Below are 16,991 nucleotides of genomic sequence, written 5' to 3' on the forward strand. Positions count from 1 at the left end.
TTCGTTTGCCTAGCCGATCAGGCTACCATTTTCCAGGCCGGCCGGGACTTCCACCAGCGTGACCTGGCCGTCTGCGGCTTCCGCCGACAGCAACATGCCTTCGCTGATTTCGCCACGCAGCTTGCGCGGCTTCAAGTTGACCACGGCCATGACCTTCTTGCCCTTGAGCTTGGCGTAGTCCGGGTAGAACTCGCGAATGCCCGAGAGAATCTGGTGCGTGCCTTCATCCCCGGCGTCCAGCGTGAACTTCAGGAGCTTGTCGGCCCCTTTGACCGCTTCGACCTCGAGAATCTCGGCGACGCGAATCTCCGACTGGTCGAAGGCCTTGAAGTCGATTTCCGGCTTGCGGGTGTCTGCTGCCACCGTCACCTTGGTTTGCGACGGCTTCATTTGCGCCTTGATCCACGCGACCTCTTCTTCAACGTCGAGCCGAGGGAAAATCGGTGTGCCTTGGGCGACGACTTGCGCACCTGCCGGCAAATGCCCCCAGGCTAAAGCTTCTTGGTCGTCGTCTTGATCGTCTAAGCCCAGCTGGCCGAAGATTTGCTTCGGCGCGTGGGTCATGACAGGCTGAACCAACAACGCAATCAGGCGCAGGCTTTCGGCCAAGTGCGCCATGACGCTGGCGAGCTGATCTGCCTTGGCCGGGTCTTTGGCCAGCGTCCAGGGCTCGGTTTCATCGATATACTTGTTGGCGCGAGCGACCAGTTCCCAAGCGGCGTCTAAGGCGTCGGAGAACTGCAAGTTGTCCATCAAGGTCGTGTAGCGGCCGATGACGTCCTTGGCCGTCGCTTCAAGGCTGGCGTCAAACTCGGTCACGCCATCGTGCAAGGCCGGCAGCTTGCCGCCGACGTACTTGTTGATCATGGCGATAGTGCGGTTCAACAAGTTGCCGAGGTCGTTGGCCAAATCGAAGTTGATGCGGTCGATGAAGTCCTCTGGCGTAAAGATGCCGTCGTTGCCAAACGGAATGGCCCGCATCAGGTAGTAGCGCAAGGCGTCCAGACCATAGCGCTCCACCAGCATCTCTGGATAAATGGCGTTGCCCTTAGACTTGGACATCTTGCCGTCTTTCATCACCAGCCAACCGTGACCGTAAATCTTCTTTGGAATCGGCAGACCCAGCGCCATCAAGATGATTGGCCAATAAATCGTGTGGAAGCGCACGATTTCCTTCCCAATCAACTGAATGTCAGCCGGCCAGTACTTGTCGAACAAGTCGTGGTTCTCGCTGCCGTAGCCGAGGGCGGTGATATAGTTCAACAGCGCGTCGACCCAGACATATACAACGTGCTTCGGGTTTTCCGGCACCGGCACGCCCCAGTTGAAGCTGGTGCGGCTCATCGCCAGGTCTTCGAGGCCGGGCTTGATGAAGTTGTTGATCATTTCTTTCTTGCGGGATTCCGGCTGAATGAAGTCGGGATGCTCGTCGTAAAACTTCAGCAGGCGATCGGCGTATTTGCTCATGCGGAAGAAGTAGCTTTCTTCCTTGACCAGTTGCACCTCGTGGCCGGATGGCGCCTTGCCGCCAATGACCTTGCCGGAATCGTCGCGGTAAACTTCGGCCAGTTGCGGCTCAGTGAAGTACTCCTCGTCTTCCACCGAGTACCAGCCGACATACTCGCCCAGGTACACGTCGCCTTGTTTGATCAGGCGCTCGACGATTTTCTGCACGGCCTTGACGTGTTCTTCATCCGTCGTGCGAATGAACTTGTCGTTGGTGATTTCCAGCAGCTTCCACAGCTGCTTGATCTGCGCCACCATGCCATCGACGTAAGCTTGCGGCGTGATGCCGAGCTTGTCGGCTTTTTGCTCGATTTTTAGCCCATGTTCATCGGTGCCGGTGAGGAAAAAGACGTCGAAGCCCATCAGGCGCTTGTAGCGAGCCAACACATCGGCCGCAATGGTCGTGTACGCGTTGCCGATGTGCAACTTGCCGGACGGGTAATAAATCGGGGTGGTGACATAAAACGTTGGTTTTGCCATGGTGCAACTTACCTCCTTGCCGGCGCAGAAATGGCCACGCCGACTGACGCTAATTTAGCGTAAAACGCTAGTCTGGATTAGTATAGCACAGAGGGCGCCGGCCCGCGGTTAAGCGGCGAACCAAGGATCAAAATCTCGAAAATGCCCATCGTGGGCACTTTCGCGGGGGCTGCATAAAAAGTGAATGAACAGACTGTGCACAGCCTAAAATATGCAGGATTTTCGCGTTTGCCAAGCCCGGGCGCACCGCCAAAAAATCGCGCTAGTGCTTCTGCCCCAAGCAATTGCGCGGCTACGGCCAAAAAAGCAGGCGCATTCTGACGCTGAATACGCCGCTTTGACCGATAATCCTACCTCTAACGTCGCAAAATCGCCGCGGAAATCCCCACCACAATCGCTGAATCCCGCGTCACATCAGCATTTACAGGCAAAAACCACGGTAGGTTTTCGCTTGGCAAATGGCTTTTTCTGTTCACGTTTCATGAACGCCGGCCACCATTCGTGAACACCTCAACAACGCCAAACTCAGTCCAATAAGCCTAACTGCCGCGGGCCGAGGTGGGGAAAATGCAAGCCTTCCTGCTTGATGAACGCCAAGGCGTTGGCCGCGGCGTCCCCGCCGCCATTATTATTGAAGATGACAATCACCCGCTTGCTGGCCAGCGCCTTGGCCACCGCGCCAAGCCCCTGCAGTTCGCTTGGCGAATAGCGGTAGTTCGTGCGCTGATTGCGCCAATCCGGGCCGGTACTGTTTTGCCAACCGGCGACGTTACGGCCGTGAAGTCGCATGATGGTCAGGTCGGCATTTGTCGCGCTTGCCACCAGCGGCACGCTGCCGCCGGCGGTTGCCGGCTCGTCGACCACCACGTGAATCATGGCCAACTCGCGCATCAAGGCCAACGTCGATTCGCGATAAGCCGGTGCGTACCAGCTGGCGTTGCGCCATTCGACGGCAAGCGGCAGGTGCGGAAACCGGCTGCGCAACCACCGCAAATATTTCACGTGGCCCGGCGTCACCCCGTAAAACGGCGGAAACTGCAGCAAAATCGCGGCCAGCTGGTGCTGGGCAATCAGCGGCTGCAGCCCCGCCTCTAGGGCCGCGGCGTCGGCCACCACCTGTTCCCGGGTGCTGCCTGGGTGCACCGTCATGGCGCTGGTGGCCTTGACGATAAACTGAAACGTCGCCGGCACCTGCGCCTGCCACTTGGTCACCAAGACGGCATCGGGCGCGTGGTAGAACCCCGTGTCCAGTTCCACCACCGGAAAATACCCCGCCAAGTCGGCCAATGTGCTGGGGCGGCCAGTCGGCGACAGGCTGGGGTGCTCCGCCACGGCGGTTAACCCCACCTCAATCATGGTGCGCCGCTTCCAAAGTCAGCCCGATAAACCGGTTGCCGGTAAACCGCGACGTCAACTCGGGCGCGTCACTGCCGAAGAAGTACGGCAACAGCGCGGGCAGGTCTGGCGTCAGCCCGAGATTATCCGGCGCCTGCAGCCACTCGCGCGACCACGCCGCCACGATGCCTTCGCGGGTCGCTTGCGGCGTCGCCACCGCAGCGGCCTGCGCGGCAAACAAGTACAAGTCGCCGCGCCACTGGTCGTCTTCAACCCAGTGCACCAACCCGCGCGCAAACAAGTTGCGCGGTTGAATCACCGCGCCGCTTTCTTCTTGCACCTCGCGCACCGCCCCGGCCGCCGGGGATTCGCCGGGCTCGACCTTGCCGCCAAGGCCATTCCACCGCCCGCGGTACGGCGGCTTCGCCCGATTGATTAGTAAAATGCCGGCCGGCGTTTGGCACAGCACCACCGTATAAGCTTGAGTCATCAACGTCACCTCGCAGGTATTTTACCATTTTGGGCACTCTGCCAAAAACCTCCCGGCGTTTTTGTGCAGATTAGTGGGTGCCCTCGCAATCGCTTTCACGTATACTTGAAAGCGTAAACAAGATAGGAGTGCAAAATTATGGTAGAAATTGATCTGGAACACATCTACAAGCGCTACCCACATGCCGACGAAGACTCCGTTATGGACTTCAACCTGCATGTGCGCGACAAGGAATTCATCGTTTTCGTTGGCCCTTCTGGCTGTGGTAAGTCCACGACCCTGCGCATGATCGCCGGGTTGGAAGACATCACCAAGGGGACGCTGGAAATCGATGGCAAAGTCATGAACGATGTGGCCCCAAAGGACCGCGATATCGCCATGGTCTTCCAGAACTATGCCTTGTACCCACATATGACCGTGTACGATAACATGGCCTTTGGGTTGAAGCTGCGCAAGTACGCCAAGGACGAAATCAAGAAGAAGGTCGATAACGCCGCCGAGATCTTGGGCCTGACCGAATTCCTGGACCGCAAGCCAGCCGACCTGTCTGGTGGTCAACGCCAGCGTGTTGCCTTGGGCCGTGCGATCGTCCGTGATGCGCCAATCTTCCTGATGGACGAACCACTGTCCAACTTGGATGCCAAGCTGCGTGTCTCCATGCGTGCCGAAATCGCCAAGTTGCACCGGCGGTTGAACACCACCACGATTTACGTTACTCATGACCAAACCGAAGCCATGACCATGGCCGATCGGGTGGTCGTCATGTCCGTTGGTAAGGTTCAGCAAATCGGCACCCCTGCCGAAGTCTATGACAACCCTCGCAACCAGTTCGTGGCCGGGTTCATGGGCAGTCCAGCGATGAACTTCATGTCCGTGCACTACAAGGACGGCCGCATCAACGACGGCAAGGGCTTGGATATCGCCATTCCAGAAGGCCGCGCCAAGATCTTAAACGACCGTGGCTACAACGACAAGGACGTCACGCTGGGGATTCGCCCAGAAGACATCCACACTGAAGAAGCTTTCTTGGAAACTTGGCCAGACCAAACCGTTAACGCCGTCGTGACGGTTTCCGAATTGATGGGCGCCACCTCTCAACTGTACGCAACGGTTGATGGGACAGACTTTGTGGCTACAGTCGATGCCCGCGACTTCCACAACCCTGGCGAAAAAGTCCAAATGGGCTTTGACGTCAACAAGGCGCACTTCTTCGACGTCGACACCACTGACGCCATTGTGACCGAAGAAGCCCAGACTGCGATGACCGAAGAGCAGGCTCAGGCTTAACCTCAGTAGTCCCGCGGGACTGAACCAAACTACCCCTTAATCTCGACAAAACCCCTCGAGTTCGCTCGAGGGGTTTTGCTATGCCTTATTGGCGATGATTGATGTGACGCTCGACGCGTCGTTCGGGGAGGACCCACAGCAACAACAGGCCGGTGTTCAAAATCACGACGATGGGTGGCCACACCCAGGCCAACGCTGTCGACACGAGCGCCCCGCCGATGGACACCAGCGGCTTGTAGTAGTCTTGCCCAAGCGTCAGTTGAATCGCCGAGGCGCGGCCGTTGGCGTGGATCAGCGCCAACAACAACAGGTAATACGCCAGGTCGCCAAGCGTCATCACCGCGCCGTAAAACACCGCCGGCGCCACCGCGGTGCCGAGGTGCTCGCCGATCCAGGCGGTGGCAAACGGAAACAGCGACAAGGCGAACAGGAAAAACACATTGGCCCACAAGACGACGCCATCGATGTGTTTGGCCAGTTGCAACAAGTGGTGATGATTATTCCAATACACCGCCAGAATCACAAACGACACCAGGTAAATCAAAAACTTGTCGCGCAGGCCCCACAGCGCGGTGAAGCTACTGCCGGCCGGTGGGGTCAACTCCAAGACCATGATGGTGATGATGATGGCCACCACGCCGTCGGTGAAGGCCTCGAGCCGATTTTTAGGCATTAGTCATCCTCCCGTAACTGACCAAAGGTGGCCGTGGCGTCGCCGACCACCATGTGCGCACCGCTGGGCAAGGCAATCGGCTCCTTGTTCACCGCCACCAAGGTCGCATCCGGCCGCGCGTAGCCGATCAAGCCGGCAAAGGGGTACACCTGAAAGCTGGTGCCGACGACAATCAGCAAGTCGGCCTGGCTGATGGCGCGAATCGCCGCGTCGGCCACGGCGTTGTTGATTGGCTCGCCGTACAACACGATGTCCGGGCGGTAAATGCCCCCGTCGGCCTCGTGCACGTCGCTAGCCAAATAGTGCTGGTAGTCGGTTTGCGCGCCGCAGGTTTGGCAATAGATGCGATACAAGTTGCCGTGAAACTCGACGACGTGCTTGGCGCCGGCTTGCCGGTCCAAGCCGTCGACGTTTTGGGTGACGATGGCGCCTTTTTGGTTGGTGATGGCCGCCATGCGCTCGTGAATCACGTTGGGCCGGGCCTCTGGGTGATACATGTTGGCGACGACCCAGTCATGAAAATGCTGGTGGTGCGCCTGCAGGTTATCGTGCGACAAGGCGTATTCGGGCCGCTCGCTGTCGTTGTCGTACAGCCCGCCCTTGCTGCGGTAATCGGGAATCCCCGAGGCGGTGGACACGCCGGCGCCGGTCATAAAGGTGACATACTCGGCCGCATCGATGGCGGCTTGCAAATCAAACATGGTTGCCTCCTACTCCCGCACGGTGTAGTCGAGGTGGTATTGGGTCAACACGGCTTGCACCGATTGGGTATACAAATGCTGGAAAAATGGCGCGCTGGGGTTGGTCAGCGGCAGCGTAAACGCGTTTTGCCCATCGGCCCCCAAGGCCACGTAGCCTTGGGCCTTGCTGTCGACGTCGCGGTAGTCGCTGTGCTTGAGCTCAAACACCTGGTTAAGCTGCAGGCGCAACTGGCGCTGAGATAACACCGGCGGCACCGTGACGAACTCGCCCAGTGGCAGCGGCGCGTAGCCGGCGGCCGCCAGCCACTGACTAAACGCGCCAAACAAGTTCACCGCCGCGCGCCGCAGGCTAAACGGCGAGTCCAGCGGCTTGGTCATCAGGCCATCATACAACCGCTTGGCCACCGGGTACGCCGCCGGGTAAGTCTTGGCCCAGCCGGCTTGTTGCGCCCCGCTGCCGCCACTGAGCGTCACCAAGAGGTCCAACAAGCTGACCACGCGAAACACCAGCAGCTGATCGCCGGCGGGCGTTTCTGCGGGCACGTTGGCGGCAAAGCCCGCCTCAAGTTGCGCAATCACCTGACCAGTCAACAAGCGGTGCGCCTGCTGCCACGCCACCACTGGCACGTGTAGCGCCGCGCCGTACAGCGCCGAGCTCACGGCGTACAGCTGGCGGTCTTGCGCCGGGTCGCCGGTGAGCAAGTGGTATTGTAGCTGCGGGTAGTCGTGGCTGGTCAGCCACATGTGCATCAATTCGTGGCTTAAGGTGTAGTCGACATTGGTCGCGTCGCTAATGGTGACGCGCAGGCTGCCGTCTGGTTGCAAGGTTTCTTGCGACTGGTCGTGGCTCAACTGGCCGCTGACGGTGTCGGCAATCTCAAGGGTGATCGGCATGGTGTAGCCGGCCTGCACCGCTTCGAATAACTGTTGGATGTCTGGGTTTTTAATTGTGGTCATGATTAACTCCTTAAAGCGCACAAGGCGTGGGTTGATGGTGCCGATATTCGACGATGTGGGTGACGCCATGCGCCTGCAACTGCGCCGAAGCTTCGGCAAAATGGTCGCGGTACAGCGTGGTGACGTGCGCGTCGGAACCAATCGTAAACTTGGTGCCGCCGGCGGCTTGATACCACGGAATCGCCAGGTCGTACAAGGCGGCGTTGCCCCAGATATACATCGACTTCGTGTTGAGCTCAAAAGCTAGCCCCTTGGCCACCGCCGCGGCAAAGATCTGCGTGAGCTGCGGCTTGGCCCAGGCAATCAGTTGCGCCGGAGTGACCGAGTGAATGCGCAGGCCGTAGTCAAAATGCGCCAAGACATCGGCGTAGTCGACGGCCTGCACCGCAGTTAGCATTTTGTCGTAATAGGTGTGCACCAGCGCCTGCAAGTCGGCTTGCTTGAAGCTGTCGTCGAGGTAGTCGTGGTGGCCGTCGTGGTGCACCGACAACAACACCAAGTCGTAGTCGTGCGCCGCCACGTATGCCGCTAAATCCGCCGCGCGCGGCGCGTAATAGCCCACCTCCACCCCGCGCAGCAGCTGGTTGGGGTATTGCTGGTGCAGCCGGTCGAGCTTGGCGACATAGGCCGCGTAATCCGGCATGTCGTCGCGCCCAGCGTCATCGGGGTTGGCCAGCTCCAGGTGGTCGGTGGTCACCAAGGGCGTGGTGGTTTGGCGCAAATAGTCTTCAAACTGCGCATCACTATCGAAGGAAAAATAAGTATGTAAGTGCTGATCGATCATGGCGACCTCCGTTTGCGAGTCGGGCCAAAAGCGTGGTAGGCTGAAGGCGACAGCGTCTTCAAACTCTACACTACAAGGGAGGAATCTAAAATGCAACTGTCTGTTCCGTTGACTGCGGGCCTGTTGCCCGACCAGTTTGGTAAGTACGCTACCGGTGCCGATTTGCACGCCGGTAAGCCCAAGCGCAGCTTTCCGATCACCATCGAGGCCGCGCCGGCCGGCACGCAAAGCTTGGCGCTGACTCTGGTGGATTTCGACGCGGTGCCGGTGTCCGGTTTTCCCTGGATTCACTGGTGCGCCGCCAACATCCCCGGCGATACCGTGCTGATTCCGGAAGACGCCAGCCGCAGCGGCGTCTTGCCCATGGTGCAAGGCCGCAACTCTAACGCCGGTGGCATGGTCCGCGCTAGCGACCCACTGGTGGCCCAAGGCTACGTCGGCCCGCAGCCGCCTGATCAAACCCACGCCTACACCCTGACCGTTTACGCCTTAGACACCACGCTGGCCTTAGACAATGGCTTTTGGCTGAACGCCTTGCGCCACGCCATGGCCGGCCACGTGTTAGCCACGGCGAGTCTCGACATTAATTCACGCGCATAGGCTGATAGCGCTTTCTCCTGTGGTAAAATAGAGCCAAACAGAAGGAGGACGCGCATATGCAATCGAATCGAAAAGTGATCTTGTACCTGGCCGAAAGTTTGGATGGCTTCATCGCCGAACGAGATGGCAGCACCGCTTGGCTGAGCAAGCTCAACGCCAGTGCCGCCGACTCGGCGTATCAGGATTTTTATGCGAGCATCGATACGGTATTGATGGGGCGCAAAACCTACCAGCGGGCGCTGAGCCTGGCCGGCAGTTATCCATACCAGGACAAGGAAAGCTACGTGTTCTCCACGACGCTGCACGACACGGATGATCCCACCACCGTCGTCACCGGCAACGTGCAAGAATTCGTGCGGCAGCTCAAGCGAAAACCGGGCAAGGACATTTGGCTCGTCGGCGGCGCGGACATCTTCACCGACCTGCTGCAAGACGACCTCATTGATGAACTCATCATCACCGTGGCGCCGGTGCTGCTTGGCGATGGCATTTCGCTGGTCGCCAGCAACCTCACTGACGTGCCGCTGACATTAACCCACACGCGCCAGCTCGACCAACTCGTGCAACTCACCTACCGCGTCGAAGCGGCCCATTAACGCAAAACCGGCGGCCCACGGGGCCGCCGGTTTTATTTGTCGTCGAATTGATCTTCGTGACGCGGCTGGCCGATCAGCGCCGACCAGTCGGCCAGCTGCTGGCGCAAGCCCGCGGCCAGCTGGTGTGGCCGCCGCTGCGGCAGCTCCAGCGCCGCGTGATCGGCGAGCTCGGCGGCGAAGTCTTGGGAATAATCCTTCAACACCGCGCCGAGTTGTTCGGCATAGCCCCAGTGCTGCAACAATTGCGCCGGGGTCATTTTGCTTAGCACCCATAGACTCAAGCTCGCGTACTTGCGCACCGCCAAGGCCTCAAGTACCGGCATGGTTTCGGCCACCTGCATGTATAGCGCCCCGAGCTGGTCGATGGCGCGCAGGTCGGCTTCGTGGAACTTGTCGTGCACCGTGCTGGCCGGATTGAGCCGGTAATCATACACCGCCTCGTCGTGAAAATTGATCTGCGTCACTCGCGGCAAGAGCTGGCCGATCAGGTAGGCGTCTTCCATCAGGTTGAACCCCGCCACCGGCAACGCCGGGGTGAATAACTCGGCGCGAAACAGCTTGTTCCACAGGTAGCCACGCAGCTCCTTGTCCTCCAGCCACAGCCGGTAGGTGTCCGCACCGCGCACGGAAAAGTCCGTGGCGTGATACGGCCGGGAAAATCGCGCCTGCGGGCCGGCGAGGTACGTGGCGTAGTTGACCTGCGCGATATCGGCGTCACCAATCGTCTCAACTAACGCGCTGAGCCAACGCGGCGTGGCTAAGTCGTCGCTATCCATGAAGGCGATGTACGCGCCGCGCGCCTGGGTCAACGCCAGCGCTCGGGCATGGGCCTGGCCGCCGTTGGCCACTCGGGTGACGTGTAGCCGCGAGTCGCGGGCGGCGAAGTCGTCAAGAATCGCCGGACTGCCATCGGTCGAGCCGTCGTCGAGCAAGCGCACCTCGAAGTTTGCATAGTCTTGGCCAAGCAGACTAGCCAAGGCGGCGGGTAAGTATTTCTCCGCGTTATATACCGGCATGATCACCGAAATCAAAGGTTGTGCCATCGCGGCCTCCCGGGGTTAAATCAGACTCTTCAACCAGTCCAGCAACCCGGTGAAAAAGTTGGCGATAGCGTCGCCGACTTTTTGCAGGAAGTTGCGGTTGGCCTTGGTGTTCAGCTGCTTAGACAGCTTGTTGAACAGGCCCTTGGCGCTATTTTGAATGCTGCTGGCCAATTGTTGGGCCTGGGCCTTGAAGTCGCTAGACGACAAGGCGCCGGAGTGTTGGACCTTCACCAGCAGGTTGATGATTTGTGTGCGCTGGTTGTTGGTGATGATGTTGGTGAGGTTGTTTTGCTTGAGCTGGGAGTCGACGATGTTGCCGATTTGGTTTTGCGACAGCGTCTGCTTGCCGTTGTTGCTTTGGCTGGCCATTTGTTGCTTGGCGCCGGCCACGGCGTTGTTGAGCTGCTTGTCGGAATAGCCGTCCTTGCCTTTGTTGGCACTGGTGATGCCGGACAAGGTGTTGACCTCGGACTGCGCGGCGTCGATTTGGCTGGCGTTGAGCTTGTCGCCGTTTTCGGCAAAGGCGGCGTACACTCCGGCCAAGGCGCCGGAGCCGTCGATGCGCACGGCGCTGGTGATGAAAATGTTGGCGTTGGTGACCCCGGCGGTCAACGCCGCATTGCGGTACTGATCGGCGGTAATCGTGGTGATGTTATTCGTGCCATTGTAGTCGACGATTTTCACGTTGATGCCACCGCTGCTGGTTTTTTGCACCAAGGCCGACGACCACACGCCGCTAGCGCTGGTGAACGTGCTGCCGCTTGGGTTGAGGTATTTCACCAAGGTGTCGCCGTTGACGGTGAGCTCGCTGGGATTGGTGACATTCGCCGCGGATTCCAGCGTCGACAGCGTGCCGCTTTTCTGCGTGGTCGTCAAGGACGTGCCCAGCGTCGCCACCGGCTGCCAGGTATCGGCGGCGTGCACCGCCGCGCCGCGGTAGCCGACGATGAGTGCCACGACCGCGGCCAAGCCGAGAATTAATTTCTTCATGAGGAAGACTCCTATCTGTGCGTTTATGCTTAAGTATGCCAAAAAACCGGCGCGCTGGCAGGCAGGCGCCGGTTTCTTCACTGAATCTTACTATTGTTGCGCGGCGTTGAGGTACGTGTACAGCGCCCCTTCGCGCAAGCCGTACTGGGAAAACAGCAGGCGGTCGGAGTCGAGGTAGCGAATCATCGTCACCACCGGCGCCAACCCGGCGACGATGATGTCGGCGCGGTACTTGGCCAGCCCCGGCACCGCCTTGCGCCCGGCGAGGTCCAAGTCGAGAATGCTGGCGAAAATATCATTCACCGCGGCGGTGCTCATGCGGTAGCCGTGAATATCCTCCCAGTTGACATCCTTGTCGCGCCGCCGCTGAATCTTGGCCAGCGTCCGGTTACTGCCGCCCAGCGCGATGATCGGCAGGTTTTGCGCCTTGCGCAGCCACCACACGGAGTTGAACAGCTGCTCGCAGCCGGAAATCAGGCGAAAGGCCTCGGCAGCGGTAATCACCGAGCCCAGCTGGTAGCGATCGGTCAGGTTGACGGAACCGAAGGGAATGGAAATCATGTGCGCCGGTTTGCGGTTTTGCACCAGAATCAGCTCCGTCGACGCGCCGCCGGTGTCCATAATCAAGGCGTTTTGAATCGGCAAGGTGTTGATCACCGCCTGGTAGTCGAACTCCGCCTCTTGGCCGCCATCGATCACCTCAAGCGTGATGCCGGTTTCGGCCTGGACGCGCTGCAGCCACAGCTGCTGGTTGCTGGCCTGGCGCGTGGCGGCCGTGGCCACGGCGCGTAGCGTCATGTTTGGCAGGTCGGCAAACGCGTCGTGGAAGCGTTGCAAGGCGGCAATCGTGCGGTTCATCGCCGCGGATTGCAGGGTCTTCGTGGCCCCCATCCCCTCGGACAGCCGCACCATTTCCTTGAGCTTAATAATCTGCGTGGCATCCCCGTCGTGCCCAATGCGCCAAACACTGAGCCGAGCAGAATTACTACCAAGATCGATAACGCCAAAATGACTGGACATAAGAACCTCCTAGTTGAGAGCGCTGCGGGTGGCGCTTAAGCGGCGTAGGCTAAGCCGCCAACTGGTGAGGGGCCGGGCTTTGGCCCATTGCCAGTTGGTGCTTAGCCCTAGCCGCTTGCCACCCAAAGCGCGTTTAGAGCGCGACCCGACGCGGGTTGATGCCGGAGCAGAAGCGCCGCCTGAGGGTTGGCCGGCGGTTTTGGCCGGGGGGCCATCAGGGGGACTTCTGTGCATGGCCGTGCGTTGGGAAGCGCGTTTAGAGCGCGACGGGTGGCGCTTAAGCGGCGTAGGCTAAGCCGCCAACTGGTGAGGGGCCGGGCTTTGGCCCATTGCCAGTTGGTGCTTAGCCCTAGCCGCTTGCCACCCAAAGCGCGTTTATTCCTCCGGTGCCTTCATCGGCGTAAACCGCCGGGGATTCTCATCCGCCGCGGACTCGGCCGCTTGCTCCTGACGGTGTTGCGCCGCGGTGGCTTCGGCCATGAACGTCGCCTGCGCCTCTTCCTTGGTGACCCCGCGCAAGTCGATGCGTTGCCAGGAATTGTCCGGCGCCAGCACCCGCGTTTTCACGTTGTCGGCCCACAAGACATCATAAATATGTTGCACCTGCGCCTTGATCTGCGGGTCGATCACCGGAAACAGCAACTCGACGCGCCGCGACAAGTTGCGCTTCATCAAGTCGGCAGAACTCAGGTACACGAGCTCCTCGCCGTCGGCATAAAACGCGTAGATGCGGCTGTGCTCAAGGAAGCGGCCGACGATCGAGTGCACGGTGATGTTGTCCGACACGCCGGGAATGCCGACTTTCAGGTTGCAAATGCCGCGAATCAACAAATCGACCTGCACCCCGGCGGCGCTGGCGGCGTATAGGGCCTCGATCATTTCCGTATCGCTGAGCGAATTCATTTTCATCTGGATGTGCGCCGGCCGCCCCGCCTTGGCGTGGGCGATTTCGGCGCGAATGTGCTCCAGCAAGAACTCGCGGATCCCTAGCGGCGCGATGACCAGCTTGTGGAAGTACGCCGGCTCGCTAAAGCCGCTGAGCATGTTGAAAATGTTGCTGGCGTCGGTGCCCATTTCCGCGTTGGCGGTGAACAAGCCGAGGTCGGTGTAGACATTGGCGGTGACGTCGTTGTAATTCCCGGTGGCCATGTGCATGTAGCGGCGAATCCCGGTGTCTTCGCGGCGCACCACCAGCGCCAGCTTGCAGTGGGTCTTCAACCCGACCAAGCCGTAAATCACGTGACAGCCGGCGCGCTCAAGCTCCTGCGCCCAATGCACGTTGCGCTCCTCGTCAAAGCGCGCCTTTAACTCGACGAGCACGGTGACTTGCTTGCCGTTTTCCGCCGCCTGCTTCAACGCGCGGATAATCGGCGACTTGCTGGAGACGCGGTACAGCGTCATTTTCACGGCGAGCACCTGCGGGTCGGCGGCCGCCTGGGCGATGAAGTTCACCACGGGCTGAAAACTGTCATACGGGTGCTGCAACAAGATGTCGTGGTCGCGAATCTGGGCGAACAGGTCCCCACTGGCCAACTCATTGGGCAGATACGGGGTGAACGGCGGGTACAAGAGCGCGTCGCAGCCGCTGGTGTGCTTGACCAGCTGGCCGAGCACGGTGAGGTCGATGGGTCCGTGAATCTCGTAGACATCATCCGGCTCGTCTTTGAGGCTGAGCCCCTTTAACAGCCGCTTGCGCAAAAACTTGCTCATCCCCGCGTCGATTTCCAGCCGCATTACCTTGCCGCGCTGGCGCTTTTTCAGTTGCGACTGAATCTCCTTCATCAAGTCGCTGGCGTCTTCTTCGGCAACGTCCAGGTCCATGTCGCGGGTGACGCGAAACAGCGCGGTTTCCTTGATGGTCGCGCCGACGAAGAGCTCGCCGACGAATTGCCGCACGATGTCTTCCAGCAAAATAAAATCGTTGCTGGCCCCAGGCAGGCGCAGCACCCGCGGGAACACATCCGGCACCTGCACCATGGCAAAGGAGCGCGTCTTGTCCTTGGTGCCGACGTCTTCCGGCCGCTGCAGGCGAATCGCCAGGTTCAACGAATTATTCGCCAAAAATGGGAACGGCCGCGTCGGATCGACTCCCATCGGCGTCAACACCGGGTACAACTCCTGGTGAAAATAGCGATCGACGAAGCCGCTTTGCTTGGCGGAGAGCTCCTCTGGGTGCAGCAGGCGAATGCCGTGCTCCACCAAGCGTGGCGAAAGCGACCGGCTCCAAGTCGTGTATTGCTTGTCGACCATGGCGTGCGCCTCAGTGGCGATGGCGTGCAGCTGCGCCGTGGGGGTCAGCCCCGCGGCGTCGGGTTCGGTGTAGCCCACGGTGACCATCTTGCGCAACGACGCCACGCGCACGTTGAAGAATTCGTCGAGGTTGCTTTGCGTGATGCCCAAAAAGCGCACGCGCTCCAAGAGCGGATTGTGCACGTCGCGGGCTTCTTCTAGCACCCGGTCGTTAAACGCCAGCCAGCTTAACTCGCGGTTGGTGAAGTACTGGGGATTATCAAATTGACTCATCGGCTGGTCCTCCCTTTTAACTCAATCGGCAAGCCGAACACCGCCGTGAAAAACTTACCCTTTTGCTGCAGCGTCCAGCGCTCCAAGGCGATGTCGTCGCTGGCCGTGGCCGTCAGCACCACGGCGTCTGGGCGCAGCGACACGCGCAGGGCCGTGATCTTCTGCTGGCGCGAGGCGTCGAGGCTGTCGGCCACGCGCAACAGCGCCGAGAGCTTGGCGATAATCAGCCGCCGCGCCGCGCCCATTTCCGGCAGGTCGCCGAGGTTGAGCTGCGGCAAGTCGCTGGAGTGGTACCGCGCGATGGTGGCGACCATTTCCTGCTCGGTGCGCGTCAGCCCCATCAGCTCCGAGGCGCGGATGATGTAATCGGAATGCTCATAGTGCTTGTGCGTGTCGACGTAGCTGCCGATGTCGTTGATCGTTGCGGCAATTTGCAGCAACAGCCGCTCACGCTTGCCCAGCCCGTGTAGCTTTTTCAGCCGGTCGAACAGCTGCAACACGAAGGTCACCGTGGCGTCGCGGTGGGCGACGTCGACTTGGTAGCGGTCGGCAAGATTTTGCGCGCTTTGAATGATTTCTTTGGTGGGATCAAGCGTCACCGGCCGGAATCCGGCGCCCCACGCCGCATCCGCCTCGAGCCCGTCGAGCAGCTTCAGATTCGAGATAAAAATCCGCTGGCTGTTCAGCGTTTTGACCAGGCGATACAGCAACAACACGGTCGGCAGCACCTGCTCGACTTGGTTAATCGGCAGGTCGTATTCCTCGGACAAATATTGGTCGGAGGAATGCGTCACCTCGCGATAAATCAAGTCGAAGCCGTCACGGTCAGTTTCCACCATCCGCTCGCCGGTGGGAATCAGCGTCTCGAATAGCGACAAGGCGCTGCCCATTAGAATCATGTTCGGGTATTGCTCGGCGTGCGGCAGCAAGCGCATGAAGTCCAGCAGGCGCGAGTCGATGTAATCTTGCATCACCTCGACGTAGTTGTTGACGGTGCGCTGCAGGTCGCTCATCACCTCGTAGACGCGCAGCGGGCCCAGCGACAAGTTGCGCGAAAACCCGAACTCGCCGTCAGTAAAGGCGGTGAGCTCCACGGACCCGGAGCTAATGTCGATCAGCACCGTGCCGGTTTTCGTGATTTCGCTAAAGTGCGGGAACCGCGCAAACACCGCCTGGGTGCGGTAAAACGATTCCTGCGCCAGCGTTTGCGGCTGCACGGCCCAGCCGGTGCGGCTCAGCAGCTGATCCCAGACGAACTGCGCGTTTTGCGCCTCGAAAAAGCTGTGGCTGCCGCTAACGGTGATGGCCTTGACGCCATAGTCGGCAAACAGCTGCTGAATCGCGGTGAAGGCCGCCACGATGGCGTCGACGGTTTCCGGCAAAATCTGGTGCGCGGCAAAAATGTCCTCGCCAATGGCCACCGGATACTTCCCGCGCTCTAACTCTTTTAATGTGCGCAGGTTGGTGATGCTAAACCCCACGCTTTGCGCTCCAATCACCACGAAGCCATGTTCCGTCGCTGCCATTGCCGCGCCCTCCTTCGGTTTGGTCCTCAAGGGTAATTTTAGCACAGCAACGCCACCACGCGGAGCAGGAAGCGGAAGCCTCGAACGAATCAATTTCACGAAAATGCCCACCGAAGGCACTTTGTTTTTCTCGCCGACCCGCATTGCATATTTTCTGCATGAACAGACTGTGCAAAAGGCTTTTTCTGCATATTGGCCACGGTTCGCCAAGCCCGGGCGAACCACGAAAAAATCGCGCAATCGCTTCTGCTCCAAGCGATTGCGCGGCCGATTGCCAAAACCGACGCGCCGTTAAACGCTGAATACGCCTGTTGCGCGGATAATCCTCCAGCTTGATGCCCCAAATCGCACCGAAGTTTTCGCCATCAATCTCGCTATCCCTTGGCGCCCAAGGGTTAGCGACCGCTTTAGCCGGTGCGCCCGGGCTTGGCAAATAGCCATTTCTGTCTACGAAACATGAACAGTGTCCACGACGCATCA

General features: G+C 59.7%; 16 protein-coding genes. 3 read left to right on the forward strand and 13 right to left on the reverse strand.

Annotated features, from left to right (window positions below):
* Positions 1-9 precede the first annotated feature (9 nt).
* From metG to FD02_RS10025, 3 genes are all read right to left on the reverse strand, one after another.
* The gene (gene metG / locus FD02_RS10015) at positions 10-2,040 is read right to left on the reverse strand and encodes a methionine--tRNA ligase (protein WP_268871602.1); all 2,031 of its coding nucleotides are present in this window, start codon (positions 2,038-2,040) and stop codon (positions 10-12) included.
* Positions 2,041-2,511: 471 nt separating this feature from the next.
* Entirely contained in the window at positions 2,512-3,342 is an 831-nt protein-coding gene (locus FD02_RS10020; protein ID WP_056952066.1) for a DUF72 domain-containing protein, read from the reverse strand.
* Entirely contained in the window at positions 3,335-3,811 is a 477-nt protein-coding gene (locus tag FD02_RS10025; protein WP_056952068.1) for an NUDIX hydrolase, read from the reverse strand. The genes FD02_RS10020 and FD02_RS10025 overlap by 8 nt, the downstream gene beginning before the upstream one ends.
* A gap of 138 nt (positions 3,812-3,949) precedes the next feature.
* Between FD02_RS10025 and FD02_RS10030 the strand changes: the two genes are divergently transcribed.
* Positions 3,950-5,098, forward strand: coding sequence for an ABC transporter ATP-binding protein (locus FD02_RS10030; protein ID WP_056952070.1), 1,149 nt, complete (start codon positions 3,950-3,952; stop codon positions 5,096-5,098).
* Between the two features lie 85 nt (positions 5,099-5,183).
* Here FD02_RS10030 and FD02_RS10035 read toward each other — a convergent pair whose 3' ends face one another.
* Genes FD02_RS10035 through FD02_RS10050 form a run of 4 tightly spaced genes read right to left on the reverse strand, consistent with a single transcriptional unit; the run spans position 5,184 to position 8,213 of the window.
* Positions 5,184-5,771 (reverse strand): TMEM175 family protein, encoded by a 588-nt coding sequence (locus tag FD02_RS10035; RefSeq protein WP_054723530.1) that lies wholly within the window; start codon positions 5,769-5,771, stop codon positions 5,184-5,186.
* On the reverse strand, positions 5,771-6,472 hold the full coding sequence (locus FD02_RS10040) for an NAD-dependent protein deacylase (RefSeq protein WP_054723531.1): 702 nt from the start codon (positions 6,470-6,472) through the stop codon (positions 5,771-5,773). Before FD02_RS10040 ends, FD02_RS10035 begins: the two co-directional genes overlap by 1 nt.
* A gap of 9 nt (positions 6,473-6,481) precedes the next feature.
* A complete protein-coding gene (locus FD02_RS10045; protein WP_056952072.1) occupies positions 6,482-7,429 on the reverse strand; it encodes a hypothetical protein in 948 nt (315 codons plus the stop codon).
* A gap of 10 nt (positions 7,430-7,439) precedes the next feature.
* Positions 7,440-8,213 (reverse strand): PHP domain-containing protein, encoded by a 774-nt coding sequence (locus FD02_RS10050; RefSeq protein WP_056952074.1) that lies wholly within the window; start codon positions 8,211-8,213, stop codon positions 7,440-7,442.
* Positions 8,214-8,303: 90 nt separating this feature from the next.
* Between FD02_RS10050 and FD02_RS10055 the strand changes: the two genes are divergently transcribed.
* Entirely contained in the window at positions 8,304-8,813 is a 510-nt protein-coding gene (locus tag FD02_RS10055; protein ID WP_054723532.1) for a YbhB/YbcL family Raf kinase inhibitor-like protein, read from the forward strand.
* Between the two features lie 56 nt (positions 8,814-8,869).
* On the forward strand, positions 8,870-9,409 hold the full coding sequence (locus FD02_RS10060; protein ID WP_054723533.1) for a dihydrofolate reductase family protein: 540 nt from the start codon (positions 8,870-8,872) through the stop codon (positions 9,407-9,409).
* Between the two features lie 32 nt (positions 9,410-9,441).
* Here FD02_RS10060 and FD02_RS10065 read toward each other — a convergent pair whose 3' ends face one another.
* From FD02_RS10065 to FD02_RS11560, 6 genes are all read right to left on the reverse strand, one after another.
* Positions 9,442-10,452 (reverse strand): glycosyltransferase family 2 protein, encoded by a 1,011-nt coding sequence (locus FD02_RS10065; RefSeq protein ID WP_056952076.1) that lies wholly within the window; start codon positions 10,450-10,452, stop codon positions 9,442-9,444.
* Between the two features lie 15 nt (positions 10,453-10,467).
* Positions 10,468-11,442 carry a DUF1002 domain-containing protein gene (locus FD02_RS10070; protein ID WP_056952078.1) on the reverse strand — a complete coding sequence of 325 codons (975 nt, stop codon included), beginning with the start codon at positions 11,440-11,442 and terminating at the stop codon, positions 10,468-10,470.
* 90 nt (positions 11,443-11,532) lie between these two features.
* Positions 11,533-12,462: a Ppx/GppA family phosphatase gene (locus tag FD02_RS10075; RefSeq protein WP_054723543.1), complete on the reverse strand. Its 930-nt coding sequence runs from the start codon at positions 12,460-12,462 to the stop codon at positions 11,533-11,535.
* Between the two features lie 375 nt (positions 12,463-12,837).
* Positions 12,838-14,985, reverse strand: coding sequence for an RNA degradosome polyphosphate kinase (locus FD02_RS10080; RefSeq protein ID WP_056952080.1), 2,148 nt, complete (start codon positions 14,983-14,985; stop codon positions 12,838-12,840).
* Positions 14,982-16,511 carry a Ppx/GppA phosphatase family protein gene (locus FD02_RS10085; RefSeq protein ID WP_056952082.1) on the reverse strand — a complete coding sequence of 510 codons (1,530 nt, stop codon included), beginning with the start codon at positions 16,509-16,511 and terminating at the stop codon, positions 14,982-14,984. The genes FD02_RS10080 and FD02_RS10085 overlap by 4 nt, the downstream gene beginning before the upstream one ends.
* Positions 16,456-16,989: a hypothetical protein gene (locus FD02_RS11560; RefSeq protein WP_235806712.1), complete on the reverse strand. Its 534-nt coding sequence runs from the start codon at positions 16,987-16,989 to the stop codon at positions 16,456-16,458. Before FD02_RS11560 ends, FD02_RS10085 begins: the two co-directional genes overlap by 56 nt.
* Positions 16,990-16,991: the final 2 nt, after the last annotated feature.

Source organism: Lacticaseibacillus nasuensis JCM 17158 (assembly GCF_001434705.1).
Taxonomy (GTDB): Bacteria; Bacillota; Bacilli; order Lactobacillales; family Lactobacillaceae; genus Lacticaseibacillus; species Lacticaseibacillus nasuensis.

Excerpts from the sequence above, each read along its gene's own strand:
- FD02_RS10050 (WP_056952074.1), bottom strand. The coding sequence starts at position 8,213 with ATGATCGATCAGCACTTACATACTTATTTTTCCTTCGATAGTGATGCG.
- FD02_RS10055 (WP_054723532.1), top strand. The coding sequence starts at position 8,304 with ATGCAACTGTCTGTTCCGTTGACTGCGGGCCTGTTGCCCGACCAGTTT.
- FD02_RS10085 (WP_056952082.1), bottom strand. The coding sequence starts at position 16,511 with ATGGCAGCGACGGAACATGGCTTCGTGGTGATTGGAGCGCAAAGCGTG.
- FD02_RS10075 (WP_054723543.1), bottom strand. The coding sequence starts at position 12,462 with ATGTCCAGTCATTTTGGCGTTATCGATCTTGGTAGTAATTCTGCTCGG.
- FD02_RS11560 (WP_235806712.1), bottom strand. The coding sequence starts at position 16,989 with ATGCGTCGTGGACACTGTTCATGTTTCGTAGACAGAAATGGCTATTTG.
- FD02_RS10020 (WP_056952066.1), bottom strand. The coding sequence starts at position 3,342 with ATGATTGAGGTGGGGTTAACCGCCGTGGCGGAGCACCCCAGCCTGTCG.
- FD02_RS10080 (WP_056952080.1), bottom strand. The coding sequence starts at position 14,985 with ATGAGTCAATTTGATAATCCCCAGTACTTCACCAACCGCGAGTTAAGC.
- FD02_RS10070 (WP_056952078.1), bottom strand. The coding sequence starts at position 11,442 with ATGAAGAAATTAATTCTCGGCTTGGCCGCGGTCGTGGCACTCATCGTC.
- FD02_RS10060 (WP_054723533.1), top strand. The coding sequence starts at position 8,870 with ATGCAATCGAATCGAAAAGTGATCTTGTACCTGGCCGAAAGTTTGGAT.
- FD02_RS10065 (WP_056952076.1), bottom strand. The coding sequence starts at position 10,452 with ATGGCACAACCTTTGATTTCGGTGATCATGCCGGTATATAACGCGGAG.
- FD02_RS10045 (WP_056952072.1), bottom strand. The coding sequence starts at position 7,429 with ATGACCACAATTAAAAACCCAGACATCCAACAGTTATTCGAAGCGGTG.
- FD02_RS10035 (WP_054723530.1), bottom strand. The coding sequence starts at position 5,771 with ATGCCTAAAAATCGGCTCGAGGCCTTCACCGACGGCGTGGTGGCCATC.
- FD02_RS10040 (WP_054723531.1), bottom strand. The coding sequence starts at position 6,472 with ATGTTTGATTTGCAAGCCGCCATCGATGCGGCCGAGTATGTCACCTTT.
- FD02_RS10025 (WP_056952068.1), bottom strand. The coding sequence starts at position 3,811 with ATGACTCAAGCTTATACGGTGGTGCTGTGCCAAACGCCGGCCGGCATT.
- FD02_RS10030 (WP_056952070.1), top strand. The coding sequence starts at position 3,950 with ATGGTAGAAATTGATCTGGAACACATCTACAAGCGCTACCCACATGCC.